The sequence below is a fragment of the Micromonospora sp. NPDC050417 genome (assembly GCF_044458865.1).
GTDB lineage: Bacteria > Actinomycetota > Actinomycetes > Mycobacteriales > Micromonosporaceae > Micromonospora_G.
On record NZ_JBITIH010000001.1, the window covers coordinates 94,615 to 113,971 of the forward strand.

The 19,357-nt window shown below is 69.8% G+C and carries 13 protein-coding genes; 5 read left to right on the forward strand and 8 right to left on the reverse strand.

What is annotated here, in order from left to right; translation table 11 throughout:
- The first annotated feature begins 12 nt into the window (after positions 1-12).
- A complete protein-coding gene (locus ACIBF5_RS00365; protein ID WP_396806560.1) occupies positions 13-507 on the forward strand; it encodes a hypothetical protein in 495 nt (164 codons plus the stop codon).
- 36 nt (positions 508-543) lie between these two features.
- Here the strand turns inward: ACIBF5_RS00365 and ACIBF5_RS00370 are convergent, their stop codons facing one another.
- A complete protein-coding gene (locus ACIBF5_RS00370; protein WP_396806562.1) occupies positions 544-1,254 on the reverse strand; it encodes a hypothetical protein in 711 nt (236 codons plus the stop codon).
- Positions 1,255-1,271: 17 nt separating this feature from the next.
- Here ACIBF5_RS00370 and ACIBF5_RS00375 point away from each other — a divergent pair, with 17 nt between their 5' ends.
- Together ACIBF5_RS00375 and ACIBF5_RS00380 are read left to right on the forward strand one after the other, a co-directional pair.
- Positions 1,272-1,448 (forward strand): hypothetical protein, encoded by a 177-nt coding sequence (locus ACIBF5_RS00375; RefSeq protein ID WP_396806564.1) that lies wholly within the window; start codon positions 1,272-1,274, stop codon positions 1,446-1,448.
- A 459-nt stretch (positions 1,449-1,907) separates the two neighbouring features.
- Positions 1,908-2,588, forward strand: a complete 681-nt coding sequence (locus tag ACIBF5_RS00380) for a C39 family peptidase (protein WP_396806566.1) — start codon at positions 1,908-1,910, stop codon at positions 2,586-2,588.
- Between the two features lie 80 nt (positions 2,589-2,668).
- On the opposite strand, the gene ACIBF5_RS00385 is transcribed toward ACIBF5_RS00380, so the two are convergent.
- Positions 2,669-6,436 (reverse strand): S8 family serine peptidase, encoded by a 3,768-nt coding sequence (locus ACIBF5_RS00385; protein WP_396806568.1) that lies wholly within the window; start codon positions 6,434-6,436, stop codon positions 2,669-2,671.
- Positions 6,437-6,604: 168 nt separating this feature from the next.
- Positions 6,605-7,144, reverse strand: coding sequence for a hypothetical protein (locus ACIBF5_RS00390; protein ID WP_396806570.1), 540 nt, complete (start codon positions 7,142-7,144; stop codon positions 6,605-6,607).
- A gap of 233 nt (positions 7,145-7,377) precedes the next feature.
- Here ACIBF5_RS00390 and ACIBF5_RS00395 point away from each other — a divergent pair, with 233 nt between their 5' ends.
- Entirely contained in the window at positions 7,378-10,182 is a 2,805-nt protein-coding gene (locus tag ACIBF5_RS00395; protein WP_396806572.1) for an aconitate hydratase, read from the forward strand.
- Between the two features lie 112 nt (positions 10,183-10,294).
- Here the strand turns inward: ACIBF5_RS00395 and ACIBF5_RS00400 are convergent, their stop codons facing one another.
- Both ACIBF5_RS00400 and ACIBF5_RS00405 read right to left on the reverse strand, forming a co-directional pair.
- A complete protein-coding gene (locus tag ACIBF5_RS00400; RefSeq protein ID WP_396806574.1) occupies positions 10,295-13,135 on the reverse strand; it encodes a hypothetical protein in 2,841 nt (946 codons plus the stop codon).
- Positions 13,136-13,157: 22 nt separating this feature from the next.
- Entirely contained in the window at positions 13,158-14,141 is a 984-nt protein-coding gene (locus ACIBF5_RS00405; protein ID WP_396806576.1) for a hypothetical protein, read from the reverse strand.
- Between the two features lie 262 nt (positions 14,142-14,403).
- Here ACIBF5_RS00405 and ACIBF5_RS00410 point away from each other — a divergent pair, with 262 nt between their 5' ends.
- Entirely contained in the window at positions 14,404-14,589 is a 186-nt protein-coding gene (locus ACIBF5_RS00410) for a hypothetical protein (protein ID WP_396806578.1), read from the forward strand.
- 60 nt (positions 14,590-14,649) lie between these two features.
- Here the strand turns inward: ACIBF5_RS00410 and ACIBF5_RS00415 are convergent, their stop codons facing one another.
- The 3 genes from ACIBF5_RS00415 to ACIBF5_RS00425 all read right to left on the reverse strand — a co-directional run bounded on the left by ACIBF5_RS00415 (position 14,650) and on the right by ACIBF5_RS00425 (position 19,350).
- Complete coding sequence (locus ACIBF5_RS00415; protein ID WP_396806580.1) at positions 14,650-15,867, reverse strand: cytochrome P450; 1,218 nt, start codon at positions 15,865-15,867, stop codon at positions 14,650-14,652.
- 128 nt (positions 15,868-15,995) lie between these two features.
- A complete protein-coding gene (locus tag ACIBF5_RS00420) occupies positions 15,996-17,657 on the reverse strand; it encodes a polysaccharide lyase family 1 protein (protein WP_396806582.1) in 1,662 nt (553 codons plus the stop codon).
- A gap of 4 nt (positions 17,658-17,661) precedes the next feature.
- The gene (locus tag ACIBF5_RS00425; RefSeq protein ID WP_396806584.1) at positions 17,662-19,350 is read right to left on the reverse strand and encodes a pectate lyase; all 1,689 of its coding nucleotides are present in this window, start codon (positions 19,348-19,350) and stop codon (positions 17,662-17,664) included.
- Positions 19,351-19,357 lie beyond the last annotated feature (7 nt).

Below are 19,357 nucleotides of genomic sequence, written 5' to 3' on the forward strand. Positions count from 1 at the left end.
GGACGGTGTGCCATGCCGCGAATCGGGGTCACCGGGCACGTGATACTGGCCCACGGCACCGCTGAACTCGTCTCCGCCAGCCTGGCCGAGCACCTGAGACCGTACGCGGGACCCGGGCTGCGGGGGATCACCTGCCTGGCCAACGGTGCCGATCAGCTCTTCGCCCGGCAGATCCTGGCGCTCGACGGCACGTACGAGGCGGTGATCCCGGCCGCCGACTACCGCCAGCGCGCGGTCGAACGGGAGAACCTGGCCGACTTCGACGAACTGCTCGACCTCGCGGCGAAAGTGGACTACATGCCGTACCCACGGGCCGGTCGGCAGGCGTACATGGCGGCGAGCGAGGAACTGTTGGATCGCTGCGAGATGCTCGTGGCGGTCTGGGACGGGCACCCGTCTGTCGACATCGGTGACACCGCCGACGTGGTCCGTGCCGCCCGCGAACGGGGACTGCCGGTGACCGTGCTCTGGCCGGACGGCGCCCGCCGTGGCCGATCGTCACGATAGGACCTGTCGGCGGGCTCGTGGTCAGCGAGCTCCTGGTCAGCGGGGCGGGACCTCGACCGTGATCTCCGCGCCGAGCCGCGCGCCGTCGGCGAGTTCGAGGTCGTCGCCGCTCCAGAACCGGCCCGGGTCGTACCAGTTCGGCCGGCGACCGCCCGGGAGCAACCCCATCTCCTCGTACGTCACCGCCACCACCTCGGCGCAGTAGGCGGTCTCCAGCACGCTGTCGCGCTGTCGGGCCACGGCCGATCCGGGGGCCGCGTCGGACGGGTCGGCCCGATCCGGACGTTCGGCCCCGAACAGCCCAGGCAGCCGCAGACTGGGCACCCGGCCCTGCGCCCATCGCCAGGCGAGCCGGGCGGTGGAGGGGAACGGGGTGCCGTCGAGCCGGGCGATCGTCCGGAGCACGGCGTCCTCGCGGGCACGACCGGCCGGTGGTTCGAGTTGCCGGAGCCAGGCGCGTTGACCGTACCGGTTCGCCCAGACACAGACGGCGTCGCGAAGGTTGTGCAGTTGTACGCCGCGCTGGTGGGTGCCGGACCACATGTCCGGTAGTGACCGGCCCAGCTCGGCGTGCCACATCAGCGGGGGCAGGTCGTCGAGGACGACAGCCATCCCGACGTGGTTGATCGGACTGTTCGTGGTGAGCTGGATGGCCCGGTCCGGGACGCTGCGTCCACGGAAGAGCCACACGTCCCCGGTACGGGTCACGTCGACGGCCTCATCGAGGCTGATGCTCGTATCGACCACTCGATTACCCTAGGCGGATGCGCTGGTGGAAGATAGTTGGCCTGGCAAGCGTCGTCGGCGTGGCGGCGACCGGGGTGGTGATCGCCCGTGCCGAGCGGCGGCGGCGGGCGTACACGCCCGATCAGATCCGCACCCGACTGCGGGACCGGCACGCCGAGGCCACCGCGCTGGGGCAGCCCCCGACCAACCGATAACGACCCACATGTCCGGTATATCCGATCGATAGGGCGGGCAGCGGCCACGTTATCTTGATCAACTCGCCGTACCGGCCATCTCCCGGAATGCCGGGGGCCCCGGATCGGTTATACCCCCGTACGCCGGAGCACCCCGAGCGGGTCGGCTCCGTGACCGGCCCCCGGGCGAACATCCCCGGAATGATTCACGGGCCGGACCGGTTACATCCCCCTGAACGCCGGAGCACCCCGAGCGGGTCGGCTCCGTGACCGGCCCCCGGGCGAACATCCCCGGAATGATTCACGGGCCGGACCGGTTACATCTCGAACGCGTCCCGCCACCCCCATGGCCTGGCGACGCATTCGCCCCGCGCCTGTCTCCCATGCGCGGGACACCCCCACTGGAAGGCAACCATCATGACTACCTTTAGTCAGTGGCTACCGGCCATCGCAAAGACTTCCGCAGTTCGTAAGGGCGCCATGACCGCCGCTGGTCTCGCGTTCGTCGGCGGCGCCATCGCCGGGCCGCTCGGCGCCACCGCGCACGCCGCCCCGGCCAATCCGGCCCCGGCCATGACGACCGTCGCCCACGTCACCTCCGACAAGGGTCACGGCGACACGGACAAGGGCGACAAGGGCAAGGGTCACACCCCGTCGGCCAAGGAACTGAAGGCCGACTACCAGGCGCAGCCTAACTTCTACTGGTGTGGCCCGGCCTCGACCCGGATCGCGCTGAGCGCGGACGGTCACAACCTGAGCCAGGACGAGGTCGCGAAGAAGCTGGGTACCACGGTCGAGGGCACGCCGTCGGCCGAGGACACCACCCGCGTGCTGAACGACGTCGTGGGCGGCAACGTCTACAAGACGACGGCCATCCCGGACGCCACCGCCAAGCCGGAGCAGATGGACAAGCTCCAGGCTGACGTGAAGCGCGCGATCGACGACAACCGCGCCGTCGTTGCCAACATCATCGGCACCGGTACCGACACCGACGGGGTCTCGCACTCCTACGAGGGCGGCCACTACCTGGCCGTGATCGGTTACCGCGATGACGGTCGGGCAGTGAAGATCTCCGACCCGGCCAACCCGAACGACTCGTCGTACTGGATGAGCACCATCGACATGGCCAACTGGATCGCCACCCGCGGTTACTCGGCCTGATCCCGATCCGGGACGACAACCGAACAGCAGCATGGTGTGACCGAGGGGCCAGCTCATCGAGCTGGCCCCTCGGCGTGTCTCTACCTGAGCCCGAACGCGCGCACCACGGTCTGGCTGACCGTGTTGCCCTGACCGTCACGAGCGGTGGTGCGTACCGAGACGAAGGTCGCCGACGCCGGTGCGCGTAGGCTCGTGCGCCAGCCGTCCCCGGTCCGGGTCAGGCTGGTCGGCTGCCAGGTCACCCCGTCGTCGTACGACAGCTCCACCGTCACCCCACGGATGCCGGCCGACCCGGCGACCGCTTCGAGTCGGACCGGCGCGACCGTGAGTTCCGCCCGCCGACCGGCGCGCCCGGCCTCGTCCGTCGACACCTGGTAGTCGACCTGGATCAGCGGCAACGTGACCGCCCCGCCCTCCGGCCCCGGGGCCGAGGTGAAACCCCACTCGGTCCGGGTCCGGGTCGAGTACGGCGACACCGTGCCGTCCTGGGCCGTCTCGGTGACCAACCGCAGGGTCACCGGGTCCGGGCCGACGGAGGCGACGACGGATCCGCCCGGTGCCTCGGCGAGGAGCTCATCCCCCTGGTAGAGGCCGGTCGTCTGGGTGAAGCCGGCGGCGCTCGGCGTGCCCTGGTGGTGGGGGTCGGAGTCGCCCCACGCCGGCAGGTCGAAGACGACCACCTCCTCGCCGGAACGGGTCGGCACCGGGGCGAGGCCGGCGGCGAGAACACGTGGACGGGCCACGGGCGCGAACCAGGTCACGTCGGTACGTTCGCCGCCGGTGTACGAGACCACCGAAGAGGTCTGCGTGAGTTCCGGCATGACGGCCAACTCCACCCACCGGTTGTGCTGGTCGGCGGTGAGCCAGTCGGTGCGTACGCCCTGCGTGGGGATTGGCAGGGCCGCACCGGAGAGGCCGGCCTGCGGCTGTTCCGGCGAGACGTCGAACCGGATCCCGACGCCCTCGCCCGACCGGTGGTGGCGGAAGTCGACGTTGACCCGGGCCAGCTCGGTCCGCGCGGGCCGGTAGCTCAGGTTCGCCGGGATCGAGCCGTCGTAGCGCCGCACCAGGTCGTAGACGTACTCCGGCGCGCGGTGCGCCTCGACCGTGAACGCGGTATGCCCCGAAACGAGCCGCGCCACCAGTTCCTCGCCCCGCTCCCGGTCGAGCGAGGCGACCGGCAGCGGGGTACGCGGGTCGGCCACCTCGTACCAGGCGTCCAGCCGGCCGACTCCGTTGTTGACCAGCAGCAACAGCTTCGCGCCCGCCGCCGCGGCGGCATCAGCCTGGGCGAGCGGCCCCACGGTGTCGTTGACCCGGACGACCGCAACCTTGCCTCGGACGTCCAGCCGGTCGTAGTCGGACGGGGCGCCCTGACCGGCGAAGACCGCGTCAAGGGGCTGCTGCCCGTCGGGCAACGCCACGGAACCGCTCTGGACCAGCAGGTCGTCGAAGGTCTGACCGTTCACGGTGACTGCCAGTGGTGGCTGCACCAGGCTCCACCGGGCGCGGAACGTGAACGTACCCTTGCTGACCTTGGCTCCGGTGGAGGCCGCCCAGACGCTGTCGTACTCGTGGCCGACGACGTAGTTGTCGGCGAGCGGGTGTCGGTCGGGGTAGGACCGGAAGTAGTCGAGCCGGACCTGGGCGGTGGCGGTCGACTGCGGGGCGATCGCCTCCACCCGGTGCAGCCGGCGCCCGTCGAGGGTGACGGTGCTGTCCTGGCTGAGTTCGATCTCCGGCTCGGCCAGCACCGCCCGACCGAGCGAGTACGGACCACCGGCACCCGGCACGTCGGCGTACATCCAGGCGCTGTAGGTGCTCGGCGGCAGGCTGACCTCAAGGGTGCCCGAGTCGTCGACCGGGTAGATCCGGGGTGCCGTGTCCCGGGCGATGTCCTTGATCGTCACACTTCCGGCCAGCGCCTTGCCGTCCGGTCCCCGGGTCTTGAGGGTCAGTTCGACCCGCTCGCCCTCCTTGTTGACCCCGACCACCGTGTGCACGCTCGGCGTCCCGCCGGGCCCGGTGGCGACCACCATGCCGCTGGCGTACTTGTCCTCGGCGAGCCGGTCGACGTCGACCGCGACCACCACCGTGCTGGTTCCGCGCGCGGGTACGGTCACCTGGTCGGCCGGCAGGGTGAAGAGCCCGGCCGGCGCGGTCGGCGCGTTGACCCGCAGGTCGAGCGTGACCGGGGCGTCGCCGGTGTTGGTGTACGTGACCTTCTGGTCGACCCGCTGTCCGGGCGCGTACGGCCAGTCCAGGTCGGTGAAGACGGTCCCGGTGGCGAAGACCGTGGCGGTGACCGCGGCGGCGGCGTCGAGCCGACCGCTGCCGGCCCAGTACGCGTCGTACCGTTGAGTGATCTTGGTGGTGCTGACCAGCGCGTCCTTGAGCTGCTGGCCGGTCCAGTCCGGGTGGGCGGCGGCGAGCAGCGCGGCGGCGCCGGCCACGTGCGGCGCGGCCATCGAGGTGCCGTCGATCGCCCAGTAGTACCCCTCCCCCTCGGCCACGTACTGCGAGCGGGCCGCGAGTATGCCCACGCCGGGGGCGGTCAACTCCGGCTTGAGTCCGTTGTCACCGCGGCGCGGGCCACGGCTGGAGAAGACCGCGAGCCGGTCGAGGTTGTCGACCGCGCCGACGGTCAGCGCCGCGTCGGCCGCCCCGGGCGCGCCGACCATCTGCATGTCCGGACCCGAGTTGCCGGCCGCGATGGTGAAGAGCGCACCGGTCTCCGCGCTCAGCCGGTCGACCGCCTGGCTCAGCGGGTCGGTACCGTCGGTCGGGTCGCCACCCAGGCTCATGTTGATCACCTTGGCGTGCTGGTCCCGGGCCGCCCACTCCATCCCGGCGATGATCCAGGAGTCCTGGCCGCCGCCGGAGTCGTCGAGCACCTTGCCGACGTGCAGTTGCGCGCCGGGCGCGACGCCGCGTTCGGCGCCACCGGAGGCGGCGCCGCTGCCCGCGATGGTCGAGGCGACGTGCGTACCGTGGCCGTGCCGGTCGGTCACCTCCTCGCCGGGGACGAAGCTCACCGACTCGGCGACCCGTCCCACCAGGTCCGGGTGGCCGAGGTCGGCGCCGGTGTCGAGTACTGCCACCGACACCCCGGCACCGGTGTTGCCACTGGACCAGACCGCGGGGGCACCGATCTGCACGGTCGACTCGGCCATCGCCGCCCGGACCTTGCCGTCCAGCCAGACCTTGCTGATGCCGGCGGCGAGGCCGGGACGTTCCGCCTTCGCCCGGGTGGTCGCCGGTCCGGTGCCGGTCAGCCCGGTCCAGAACTCCGCCGCCCGGTCCCGCCGCGCCGTCAGCGCCGCCCCCTGGATGCTCTCCAGGCCCCGCACCCGCTCCGCGCCCGCCGGCACGCCCTGGGTACGGCTGCGCGCCGCCGCGTCGGTGTAGCTCACGATCAACGGCAGCCGGTCGGTGTGCGCGTCGTCGTAACCGTCGGCGAGCAACCGGGTCACGTTGAACAGGTTCTCGTCCAGCAGACCTGCGGCGACGTACGGCACCGCGGCGTCCGGGTAGACGTAGGTGTCGGCGCCGACGGTGGTGATCCGCGCCCCGCTCGCCCGACCTCCGGGCCCTCGTACGGTGACGGCGGTCAGGTCACCGGCGGCGGCTCCGACGGTGACCCGGTCCCCGGTGATCAGGGTGACCGTGCGCGGGGTGCCGTCGGTGGTGCCCGGGGCGCGGGTCGCCACGACGGCGGTCGCCGCTCCGGTGCCGACGGCCGTCGTCGTGTGACCGCCGGCGGAGGCGGGGGCGGCGGTTGCCGCGATCGCGAGCGTGGTCGCCACGGCGACCATCGGCCCTGGTCTACGGAACGAGAAAACAGGCAAGGGGGCATCCTTCGGCCGGTGAAAACATCACCGAGCAGCATGCTCCCTTGATCATCTCAAACCAAGGGAAGGTCAATGACGGTGTTGCGCCATGGCGGAAATACGCCACGGTTCGGCCGTTGACACCGCGCCCGGAGCCCTGTTCACCAGAGCCGGGCCAACCGGTCGCTACTCGCCCCCGCCACCGGTGTCGCCGTCGCCGGACACCGGCGAGGAGTCGGCGTGACCGCCACCGCTGTCGCTCTCCGCGCCCGGCTCGCGTACGGCGTCCGGGGCGCAGAGCACGGTGACCCGGTAGGTGAGCGCGACGTTGGACCAGATGGTGCCGTGCACCCAGAGGCAGAGGCCGACCCCGGCGCCGCCTTCCGGGTGCTCGTAGAACTCGATCACCGGGTCGGCGATCGCACCGACCAGGCCCTGGGTGCCCTGCGCGGTGCCGGGAACCTGGAGCAGGCCGACGCTGAGCTGCACCTCCACATCGGAGAGGGCGTCCAGGTCGTACCAGTGGGTGTCCGGCAGGAAGAGCCGGGAGTCGACCTCACGGCGCTTGTATTCCGGCCCCATCAGCCCGGTCTCGGCGTCGGGCTCGCCGCCGATCCAGGCGATACCGGCGTAGTCGCTGCGCAGTCGCCGGGCGTCGGTGAAGAATCCGGTCGCCACGGTGTCGATGCGGGTCTGGGCGGCGAGCTGGACGGTTGCGTCGGTCACTCGCGGCACCCTAGCACCGCCGACTCACCCCGGGGACCACCCTCCGCCGGAACGGAGTGCCGGGAAGCCGGCTTGCGCCAAGTAGCAAGACGGACGTACGGTTTGAATAGCCGAAGGAAACCGGTTGGTAAGTGTTACCTAAGCAGCGCATGGCGGTAACAGGTACGAAAGACTGCGCAGGACTATTCACGGTCGCCCTTCGGCCGGAAGGCATCGGCCGGAACGAACACAGCGTGAAGGAGTACGACGTGGCGAGCCTCGACACCTTCGGTGCGAAGAGCCAGCTACGCGTCGGAGACGCGAGCTACGAGATTTTCAGGATCAACAAGGTGGCCGGGCAGGAACGTCTGCCGTACAGCCTCAAGATCCTGCTGGAAAACCTGCTCCGCACCGAGGACGGCGCGAACATCACCGCCGACCACATCACCCAACTCGGCGGGTGGAACCCGGACGCGGACCCGAGCGTGGAAATCCAGTTCACCCCCTCCCGGGTGCTGATGCAGGACTTCACCGGCGTGCCGTGCGTCGTCGACCTCGCCACCATGCGCGAGGCGGTCCGTGACCTCGGCGGCGACCCGACCCGGGTCAACCCGCTCGCCCCGGCCGAACTCGTCATCGACCACTCGGTCATCGCCGACCTGTTCGGACGCGAGGACGCCTTCGCGCGCAACGTCGAGTTGGAGTACGAGCGCAACAAGGAGCGCTACCAGTTCCTGCGCTGGGGCCAGACCGCGTTCAACGAGTTCAAGGTCGTGCCGCCGGGCACCGGCATCGTGCACCAGGTCAACATCGAGTACCTGGCCCGCACGATCATGGAGCGCAACGGCCAGGCGTACCCGGACACCGTGGTCGGCACCGACTCGCACACCACCATGGTCAACGGTCTCGGCGTACTCGGTTGGGGCGTCGGCGGCATCGAGGCCGAGGCGGCCATGCTCGGCCAGCCCGTCAGCATGCTCATCCCCCGGGTCGTCGGCTTCAAGCTCTCCGGCGAGGCGCCGACCGGCACCACCGCCACCGACCTGGTGCTCACCATCACCGAGATGCTGCGCAAGCACGGCGTGGTCGGCAAGTTCGTCGAGTTCTACGGACCCGGCGTGAGCGCGGTGCCACTGGCCAACCGGGCCACCATCGGCAACATGTCCCCGGAGTACGGCTCCACCGTCGCCATCTTCCCGATCGACGCCGAGACGATCCGCTACCTCCAGCTCACCGGCCGCACCGAACAGCAGGTGGCACTGGTCGAGGCGTACGCCAAGGAACAGGGCCTCTGGCACGACCCGGACGCCGAGCCGAACTACTCCGAGCGGCTCGAACTCGACCTGTCGACGATCGAACCGTCGCTGGCCGGGCCGAAGCGCCCGCAGGACCGGGTGCCGCTGGGCAACGCCAAGACGCTGTTCCGCTCCGCGCTGATCAACTACGTCGGCGACGACAACCCGGTCGCGCACGGCCCGGCCGACGAGGCGAGCGAGGAGTCCTTCCCGGCCAGCGACTCGCCGGCCAACGGGATCAACGACCCCGACGACGCCCCGGTCGACCTGGTCTCCGCCGCCACCGGCGCGAAGGGGCGGGCCAGTGCCCCGATCCGGGTCACCGGCGACGACGGCACCGAGTTCGAACTCGACCACGGCGCGGTGGTGATCGCCGCCATCACCTCCTGCACCAACACCTCCAACCCGCAGGTGATGATCGGTGCAGCCCTGCTCGCCCGCAACGCGGTCGACCGTGGCCTGTCCCGCAAGCCGTGGGTGAAGACCACCCTGGCACCGGGCTCGAAGGTGGTCATGGACTACTACGAGCGTGCCGGCCTGACCCCGTACCTGGAGAAGCTCGGCTTCCACCTGGTCGGCTACGGCTGCACCACCTGCATCGGCAACTCCGGCCCGCTGCCCGAGGCGATCTCCGCCGCGGTCAACGAGCGTGACCTGTCGGTGGTCTCGGTCCTCTCCGGCAACCGGAACTTCGAGGGCCGGATCAACCCGGACATCAAGATGAACTACCTCGCCTCGCCGCCGCTGGTGGTCGCGTACGCGCTCGCCGGCACGATGGACATCGACCTGGCCAACGAACCGATCGACCTCGGCTCCGACGGTCAGCCGGTCTACCTGCGCGACATCTGGCCCAGCTCGACGGAGATCGAGGAGGTCATCGCCAGCGCGGTCCGCAGTGAGATGTTCACCGCCGACTACGCCAACGTCTTCGCCGGTGACGAGCGCTGGCAGGGGCTGCCGACCCCGACCGGGGACACCTTCGCCTGGGCCGGTGACTCGACCTACGTGCGCAAGCCCCCGTACTTCGAGGGCATGGCGCGCGAGCCGCAGCCGGTCGACGACATCACCAACGCCCGGGTGCTGGCCAAGCTCGGTGACTCGGTCACCACCGACCACATCTCGCCGGCCGGCTCGATCAAGGCCGACTCCCCCGCCGGCAAGTACCTGGCGGAGCACGGCGTGGCCCGGCACGAGTTCAACTCGTACGGCTCCCGCCGGGGCAACCACGAGGTGATGATCCGGGGCACCTTCGCCAACATCCGGCTGCGCAACCAGCTCGTGCCGGGGGTCGAGGGCGGCTTCACGGTCAACCACCTGACCGGGGACCAGACCTCGATCTTCGACGCCTCGGTCGCGTACCAGGAGGCGGGCGTACCGCTGGTGATCCTGGCCGGCAAGGAGTACGGCTCCGGCTCGTCCCGGGACTGGGCGGCGAAGGGCACCATGCTGCTCGGCGTACGGGCGGTCGTGGCCGAGTCGTACGAGCGAATCCACCGCTCGAACCTGATCGGTATGGGCGTGCTGCCGTTGCAGTACCCGGTCGACGTGACCGCGGAGACCCTCGGGCTCACCGGCACCGAGACGTTCACCATCACCGGAGTCACCGCGCTCAACAACGGCGAGGTTCCGCGTACGGTGCGGGTCAGCACCGACACCGGGATCGAGTTCGACGCGGTGGTCCGGATCGACACCCCCGGCGAGGCGGACTACTACCGCCACGGCGGCATCCTGCAGTACGTCCTGCGCCGGATGATCGCCAGCTAACACTCGTGTACGGGTAAGGAAGGGGCCCTTGTTAACGCATAGCGTTAACAAGGGCCCCTTCCTTACCCTAGGACCGCCGTTGACCACGCCGGCGGCTGCCCGCCGCGCCGCCTCAGAACGGCACCCTGGGGACGTCCTGTGCACCGAGCAACCCGGTGGTACGGAGGAACTCGCCGGGCGAGAACCGCCTGACCAACTGCAATGCGACATCGGTGTCGTTGCGCCACTCGCGATAACTGAGCGGTCGATCTCGCCGGCCGTACGGCCCGTCCCGGACCTCCGCCGGGATGCTGTTCCTCTGCAGAACCGCCTTGGCGGGCTCGTACGTGATGCTGGCCAGGATGCCGGCGTCGTGTCCCTGTGCGACGAGGTAAGCCGATGCGGCGCCGAGGTCGAGTCGGCCGACCGAACCACCGTCGGTGCTGCCGAGCACTGGCCGGGTCAGGTGGGCGGGCAGGGTGGCAGGATCGCCGGGGGGCAGGAAACGGTGCCCGGTGAGGAAGGCGTAGTGCAGGGCAATTCGCGTCAGCTCGTTGACGAACGTTGTCGGCAGGACCTCGGTCGTCGTCTCGCGATAGAGAAACGGCACGTAGTCGCGCAGCGCCGAAGCTGACCTCTGGGCGTCCAGTTGCGCGTCGGCTCCGAGGTAGCCGCTGTCCGCCTCCACCAGGTGCAGCGTCGCCCGCAGCAGCAGAGCGCGCATGTACATGCAACTGGTGTTGGTGACCCAGGCCCGAGTCGCCGCCCGCTTCTTGATCTTGGTGGACGGGAGGGTGTAGTTGTACTGGATCTTTCCCAGCTCCTGGTAGGCGTCACCGGCGGAGGCCAGCGCGTGGGTAGCGAACTCGCTCAGTCGCCGCAACGCCCTGGCCCGGTCGTACCCGCCACGAGTCGCGTACTTCGGGTGCGAGAGCAGCCACTCCGTGATGCGTAGGTACAGACCGGTGGCTTGGAGGACCACCTGCTGGCGGGCGTCATGGAGCTGCTTCAACTCGTCCTCGCTGCGGCGGTAGCGGCCGTCCGCAAGCCGTCCGTCCAACCATTGTTGGGCCCGCAGGATCCACCGCTGGGCGTCCGGGTACCGGTGCGCCTTGCTGTGCTGAATCGCGATGGCCCGCAGCACGTTCGCGACGAATGGTCCGCCGCGCCCGTCGGAGAGACTTGAGATCATCGGCAGGAACAGCCGCTCGGTTTCCTCGGGAGCAAGCGTGCTCATGTCGAAGGAGAGCATCTGGACACTGTTCATGATGTCGGCGATCGCGGCGTCGTCGGTGGAGAGGTCCCGTACCCGCGCGGTCAACGGCACGAGCAACTTCTTTGTCAGGTCGAGCCGAGCATCCCGGTCGGGGTGACGACGCAGGGTCACAGCCCATTCATGCAATTCGTCCGCGTCGCCGAAATGCAACTCGGCCGCTTTCGCCGCCGCGTCACCGATCGTCACGTCGCTGTCGTGGTAGCGCAGCCGCCTCTCCAGGCTGTCCAACCGGACGTCGTCCTGCCGCCGTAACTCCTCCTGCGCCTGTGCCCGGCCCACTGGATCTGGCGAGCTTCCTGGTGCCAGGATTCGCTGCCTCGGCGGTCTCCACGGGCGCTTCGTCGCCAGGGCCTCCCGGAGCTCGCCGGCCACCTCGGCGTAGTCCACCGTCACCGCGACCGCGGTCAGAAACAGCCGCTGGGCGGGGGTCCACTGGGCGATGGGTCGAACCGGTGCGGCCTCCAGGGGTGGCCGTATGTCGGCGGCGGCGAGTTCGACGAGGGCGGCAAACTTCGCGGCCACCCCGGAGTTGCCCTTGTTCTCGGGCATCGTCCCTCGCAGGATGGGTCCCCGCTCCACGAGTGGGGCGAGTTCCCCGAACGCGCAGTCGAAAGGCTCGACCCACTGATCCCAGAGGGCCACCCAGAGCGCCGGCACCGGAAGCCGTTCCAGCAGGTGGGAGGCGCTGCCTGGTGCGGGCCCCGGCAGCGGCTCGGTGGCCACGACATCCAACCGTCCACCGTCGCCGAGGGGCAGTAGGATGTTCCAACGCTCGGGGTCACGCCACCCTGGATACCGCACGTCGAGGTACTGGGCGACCCGACAGTAGGTGGCGAGCTTCCAGGCTCGGTAGAGGGTCGTACCGACGATGACGCGCTGCCCCCGGTGGTCCACGCTACCAAGGCGCAGGTGCGAGATGAACTCCTGTCGATGACGGGAGCCGAAGCTCGGCATCTGGCGGTGGTGTTCGGCGAGGGCCTCGGCGAGATGCGCCTGGCGCTGCCGGTCATCCATCAGCCGGAGCACTTCCTCGTCGGGGCAGACGCGGACCCACGCGGAGGTAGCTGCGGACCGCTTCCTCTCCTGGTCGACACCGCCCGCCAGGTGCGCCGCCAGCCGCCTGTGGAAGTCCTTTTCCGGTACGGGTCGAATCTGCACGTACCGGTAGGCGACTTTCGGTCGTGGCGCCGGCCGGACCTGGAGGTGGACGGCACCGGCCTCGACGAGGCTCCGCCGATCAGCGGCGATTGCCTGGGGCGGTCGGGCGGCCGGGCGCCCCAGCGGTCGGTGGTGCCCTTTCCAGTACGCAAAGAGATCTCTGACCTGCTCGTAACGCGCCACGGCGGCGCGCTCCTCCGGAAGGATCAGCAGAGTACCCGCGATCGTACTGAACCATGTCTCCTCAGCCGCCCAGGCCGGCGTCGGCGGTCCGGGCCGGGCCGACGCGGCCGTGGTGGAGCCGCCGCCCCAGGAACGGATCCGGCGACGCAGCTCGGGCAACCGCAACCAGTCCCCGTCGGCGGCGACATAGCCGCCGACCGCCGCGAAAATGGCGTCCGGGTCGGAGTCGGCGGCACGGCGTCGCCCGTCCGGCAACCCTCGGAGGAGCTGCGCGGCGCGCCCGTCGAGCAACGCTTCCCAGGCACGCAGCACGAAATCGAAATGGTCAAATCCGGCGACGCCATGTTCCTCCGACACGTGGCCTCCCCATGGATTGGATTCACCTATCGTGCACAGTGGAGTAGAGGAACTGCATTGACCGAACAGCCGATCGCGTCTCCTGCAGGTAGTTGACCGTCGTCAATTGTTGGCGGAGCTGCTCGTTCGGAACGGCAGCCGGGTCGACACCAATCGTCTCCACAGCACAGCCGTACGGAATACCGAGGACCCGTATGGCGTCCGCATGCTGAAAGGGAACGAAGTGTTCGGTGGTGACGAGAAGGATCTTCTGACCCGGACGCGGCCGGGCCACGGAGTCCGCCCAGAACGTACAGGTGTCCGCGGTGTTGGCGCGGCGACTCGGATCCGACGAGGGCGCCGCCAGCACTCTCAGGCGAGAACCGTTCGGGGTCCGGTACTCACGAGTCAGAAAGGAGACATGCGGCTTGTCGGCGACAACATTTCCATTTTCACGCTCGGGCAGGGCTCCGGCGAAGGCGGCCCGTAGCGCGATGTCCATGGCACCAAACTCGTCGAGGCATTCGCCGACCGCCAGCCTCGACGCCAACGCCTTCTCCATCTCGGTTGCCGGGCGAAAGCTGCCCAGCCCGCAGGTCTCCGCGGTGTCGATGGTCCCGTCGAGCAGGGTGGCCGCGTACCCGGCGCGGATCAGGCATCCACGCAACAGGCCACCATGGATCAGGACATGGTCGTACGAGCGTTCGGCGGGGATGTTGTGATGACGCAGGCCAAGGGCGGCAGCCGTCGCGTGCACCCGCTCCGTCACGCCTTCTGCGAATTCTCGCGTCAACGCGGCGACGCGTTCGCCGCCACCCCGGAAGTCCCAACATCTGGCGGAAATCTCCTCCAGGCCGGCCAGGAGAGCACCCGTGTCGCCGGACGGCCACTTTTCCTCGAAGCACTCCACCAGATCGCGCATCGCGGTTGACGCCGCCCAATTGGTGATCTCCGAGCGCAGTTCGGCAAGATCGGTTTCTCCTCGCCCGCGCCACCGCGGCAAGATGACCTTCGCGTAGCTGACCATGACTCCTCGCCTTCCGACCCTCACGTGCCGCACGGGACGTTCCAAAGTAGCCGCTCGTCGGCCACCCATCGGTCCGCCCCGGCCAACCCCCGCGAATTTATCGACCACGCGCGCGAGAACGACGGCCATACCCGCGTCTTCCCATGCCGGATAACGAGCTCGCGCCGCTCACGGACATTCTCGGCGGAGTCAGCGGCAAATGATCATGAAAGACGCCCACCCGACTGCCTAATGGGTTCCACACAGAACCTGAGGAGGCAGGATGAACCCCGAGGAGCAGCACCGTCGCCCCCAACCGTACGAACTCGCGTGGGCCGTGGCGCGCGGTGCCGGGTCCATCGCCGGCGCCACCGCCGCCGTCACCGAGGCGCGCGGCGTCGCGTACGTCATCGCCGCCATGATCATCATCGGCGACATGGTCGTTACGGTTCGCCGTCACCACGGCTGAGCACGAAGGAAGGGCCCCTTGTTATCGCCTGAGCGATAACAAGGGGCCCTTCCTTACATCTCAGAAGGTGACGGGGAGGCTGCGCAGGCCACGGGTACGGAAGCTCGGCCGCCAGGACAGGTCAGCCGGGTCGACCGCCAGCATGAGCTTCGGAAAACGCCGGATCACGGCACCGATCGCGACCTGGAGTTCGAGCCGGGCCAGTGGGGCGCCGACGCAGTAGTGGATGCCGTGGCCCAGGGTCAGGTGGCCGCTGTCCGAGCGGTTGACGTCGAGCAGCTCCGGCCGGTCGAACCGGAGCGGGTCGCGGTTCGCGGCGGCCACGTTGACCAGGACAGCGGCACCGGCCGGGATGTGCACCCCGCCGATGGTGACGTCGGTGAGTGGGAAGCGGCGGAAGGCCACCGGTGCCGGCGGCTCGTAGCGCAACAGTTCCTCGACCGCACCGGCGGGCAGTTCGGGCGCCGCACGCACCGCGTCGAGCTGCTCCGGGTGTTGCAGCAGGGCGAGCAGACCGGTGCCGATCAGGTGGACGGAGTTCTCGTAGCCGGCGAAGAGCACCAGGAAGGCCAGTGACGTCAGCTCGTCCTCGCTGAGCCGGTCGGTGCCGCCGTCCGCCTCGGTGTCGCGGGCGTCGATCATCGCGGAGAGCAGGTCGTCACCGGGCCGCCGACGCTTGTCGGCGATCAACGCCACCAGGAACTCCTGCAAGCGAAGGATCACCCGGGCGCCGGCCCGAGGATCGTCGGCGGGCGGGCTGAGCATCACGTCGGTCCAGCCGCGCAACGCGGCCCGGTCCTCCTCCGGCACTCCGAGCAGGTCGCAGATGACCGTGACCGGCAGCGGGCCGGCGAAGTCGGCGACCAGGTCGGCCTGGCCGTGGGGGGCGACCCGGTCGAGCAGTTCCTCGGCCGCCGCTTCCACCCGGGGACGCAGGCCGGCGATCCGCTGGGGTCCGAACGCCTGGGCGATCAGCCGGCGGATCCGGGTGTGGTTCGGTGGGTCCATGTTGAGCAGGTTCGCGTCCAGCGCCGGGGGGAGCGAGAACCCGCGCCAGGAGCCGTCCGAGTTCGCCTTGTCCAGGGAGAGCCGCTGGTCGGCGAGGGCCGCGCGCACGTCCGCGTAGCGGGTGACCAGCCAGACGGTGCTCCCGTCCGGCAGTGTCACCTGATGCACCGGACCGGCCTCACGCAAGGCGGCGTAGGTCGGGTACGGGTCGGCGACGAAGTCGGGTCCGAACGGCGATGACGGCGGGCTGGTGGCGGCTTGTCCTGTCACGGTTCGAGGTTAACCGGCTCGGCTGAGCCCTCCCCCGTTACCCGGAGCGGCGCAGAGACCGACCACCGTCGGGAGGACCCGGCTCCGGCGTACGGGGGACCGTCCGTACGCCGGAGCCGGACCGGGGGTCAGCCGGTGATCCGGCCGACGCCCGCGCCGGCGGTGACCGCGGCCCGCACACCCGCCGCCGGCTGGAGCTGGTACGCGTAGTAGGTGCCCGGTTCGACAACGGTGCCGGTCGTCTCCGGTACGCCGGAGTTGACGAAGATGTTGTTGCGCTGCACCGCCCGGCCGGGTCCGCTGTCGGCGTAGCCGCTGGCGGAGTAGATCGGGAACGGCACGTTCTCGAAGTAGTTCCCCTCCACCAGCACACCCGCGTTCTCGGTGGACGCGACCGCGTACAGGTCGTTGCCGAGGAAGTAGTTGTTGTAGACGTGCACCGGCTCACCGAACCGGACCCTCGGGTGGCGTTGCCGGGAGTGGTCGAAGAAGTTGTGGTGGATGCTCACCTTCAGGTGGCCGATGTCGGTGGAGCCGGCCCCGTCCGAGTGGCTGATCAGCATGCTCTTGTCGGAGTGGTCGAAGTGGTTCCAGGAAACGGTGACGTAGTCGGCGCCCCGGACGATGTCGACCGAGCCGTCCACCGCGCCGGCGAACCGGTTGTGGTCGATCCAGACGTGGTGCGACTCCTGCCCGACGTTGACCGCGTCATCCTCGGCGTTGGTGAAGTTGATGTTGCGGATGATCACGTTGTACGACCGGTACATGTCCAGCCCGCCACCGGTGATCTCGGCGTTGGAACCGACCCCGATGATCGTCTTGTTCGGGCGTACGCCCTGCTTGCTGCTGATTCGGATGACACCCTGCACCCGGATCACCAGTGGACCGGTGGTGTCGATGTAGTTCAGGAAGTCGGTGGCGTTGGTGGCGGTCACCACCGGTCCGCCGGCACCGCCGGTGGTGCCGTTCTGGCCGAGCGCGTTGACGCTCGCGAAGCCGTCCGGCTGACCCGGCACCGGGTTGCCGGTCGGCGGCGGGGTGGTCGGTGGCGGAGTAGTCGGGGCGGGCGTCGTCGGGGCGGGCGTGGTCGGCGTCGGTCCCGGGGTGGTCGGGGTCGGACCGGCGGTGGTCGGGGTCGGCGTGGGGCCGCCCGCCGTCTCCACCAGGACGTCGTCGAAGTGGGCGCTGGCGTAGAAGGTGGCCACCCCGACCTGGCCGGTGGCGTACTGGCTGTCGGTGGCGGTGAGTACCGGACCGTTCTCCACCCGACCGGTCAGCGTCGAGCCGCTGACCTGGAGGCTGAGGCCGTACCAGGTGCCGGCCGCGACGGTGACGGCGGCGCTGGCGAGGGTGGTCGACGTACCGTTGCTGAGCCGCTTGAGCTCGACCGTGTTGTTGCCGCGCAGGGCGAGGTAGTAGTAGCTGGTGGCGGACTGGACCCGGGCGGTGAGCGCGACGAACCGGTTGCTTCCGTTGAACACGGTCGGCTTGACCCGGGCCCGCACGGTGTAGTCGGTCCAGTTCGCCGCCCCGGCCCGGGAGCGCGCGTCGGCGCTGGTGCCGGCCTGACGCAGCACACCGCTGCCGTCGGTGGCCACGCTCCAGCTTCCGCCGGAGGCGGTCCAGCCGGTGGAGTTTCCGTCGTCGAAGTTGTCGCTGAAGAGGGTGGCCGCCCGCGCGGAGCCGCCGGTGACCACGAGCGCGCTGGCGACCAGCAGGAGCGCGAGCAGGGCTCCGCCGAGCGCGGTACGCAAGGGGGTGAGGCGTCTTGTGTCCTGGTGGATGTTCATCGGCTCAGCCCAGCTTTCCCACCCCGGCACCGGCCGGGACGATGGTCGGGACGTCGGCGGCGGCGTCGAGGCGGTAGCTGTAGTAGGTGCTCGGCTCGGTGACGGTGCCCCGGGTTTCGATCGGGTGGTTGCAGTCGACGAGGATGTTGCCCCGCTCGACGATCCGGCCGAGGTCACCGCTGAACTCGACCCGGCCCGGGTTGTTCACGCTGTAGAAGTAGTTCCCCTCGACCAGCACACCGGCGTCGTACGTGGACGCCACCCCGTAGCTGTTGTCGTAGTAGTAGTTGTTGTAGACGTGGGTGAGGTGGGAGAACCGCACCCGTGGGTGGCGCTGGTCGGAGCGGTTGAAGTAGTTGTGGTGGTAGGTGACCCGGAGCCGCCCGATGTCCTGTGCCCCGGCGTCCTCGTCGTGCGAGAGCAGCAGGGTCTTGTCGTGGTCGTGGAAGTTGTTCCAGGAGACCGTGACGAAGTCGGAGCCGCGTTTGATGTCGACCGCACCGTCGTCTCCGTTGGAGAACTCGTTGTGGTCGATCCAGATGTGGTGACTGAACATCTGCACGTTGAGCAGGTCGTCGGTTGCCCCGGTGAGGTGCAGGTTGCGGATGATGACGTTGTGGACCGCGTCCGGTGGCGGCGAGGTGACGGTGTCGTCGGCCGGTGGGCCGATGTTGAGCCCACCACCGGAGAGGGTGGCGGTGGCGCCGACCCCGACGATCGTCTTGTCCGAGGTGACGTTGTGCATACCGTCGCTGGTGCCGGTGGGCAGGGTGATCGTGCCGACCACCTGGATGACGTACGGGCCGGGGCGGGCGATGTAGTCGAGGAACTGGCCGCTGGTGTACGCGGTGACGACCGGCCCGCCGGCGCCTCCGGTGGTGCCGTTCTGGCCGAGCGCGTTGACGCTGGCGAAGCCGTCGGCCGGCCCGGTGACCGGGGTGGTCGGGGTGCCGGTGGGGGCGGGGGTCGTCGGCGCCGGGCCGGGTGTGGTCGGTGTCGGGCCGGGTGTGGTCGGTACGGGGCTGGACGGGGTGGGTTCGGCCGGCCCGGATTCCACCGCCACGTCGTCGAAGGTGGCGGCGGCGTACCGCCCGAGCAGGCCGATCTGACCCTGGGCGTACTGGCTGTCGGTCGCGGTGAGCGGATTGCCGCCGTTGACCCGACCGGTGAGCGTGTCGCCGTCGACCTTGAGGCTCAACGCGTACCAGCTCCCGAGGCTGACCGGCAGTGGGGCGCTGGCCAGGACCGTGGTGGTGCCGGCGGCGACCTTGCCGAGCACGGCCGCACCGTCGCCGCGTACGCCGAGGTAGTAGTAGCTGCCGCTGCCCTGCGCACGGGCCGCGACCCCGGCCAGCCGCTCGCCGGAGCCGAAGGCGGTGGGTTTCGCCCGGGCGGTGACCGTGTAGTTGGTCCAGTTCGCGGCGCCGGCCCGGACCCGGGCATCGGCGCCGGTGCTGGCCTGGCGCAGCGCACCGCTGCCGTCGGTGACGACACTCCACGAGCCGCCGGAGCTGCTCCATCCGTTGTGGTTTCCGTCGTCGAAGTTGTCGCCGAACAGCGGCGCCGCCTGCGCGGTACCGGTGACGGCGACCAGGGCTGCGGCGACTGCGGCGGCGACTGCGGCCGAGGCCAGGGCGGGCCAGCGCGGCGCTCGCCGCCGCGCGGTCGATGTGGTGGGGGTGGATGCGGTCACGATCTGT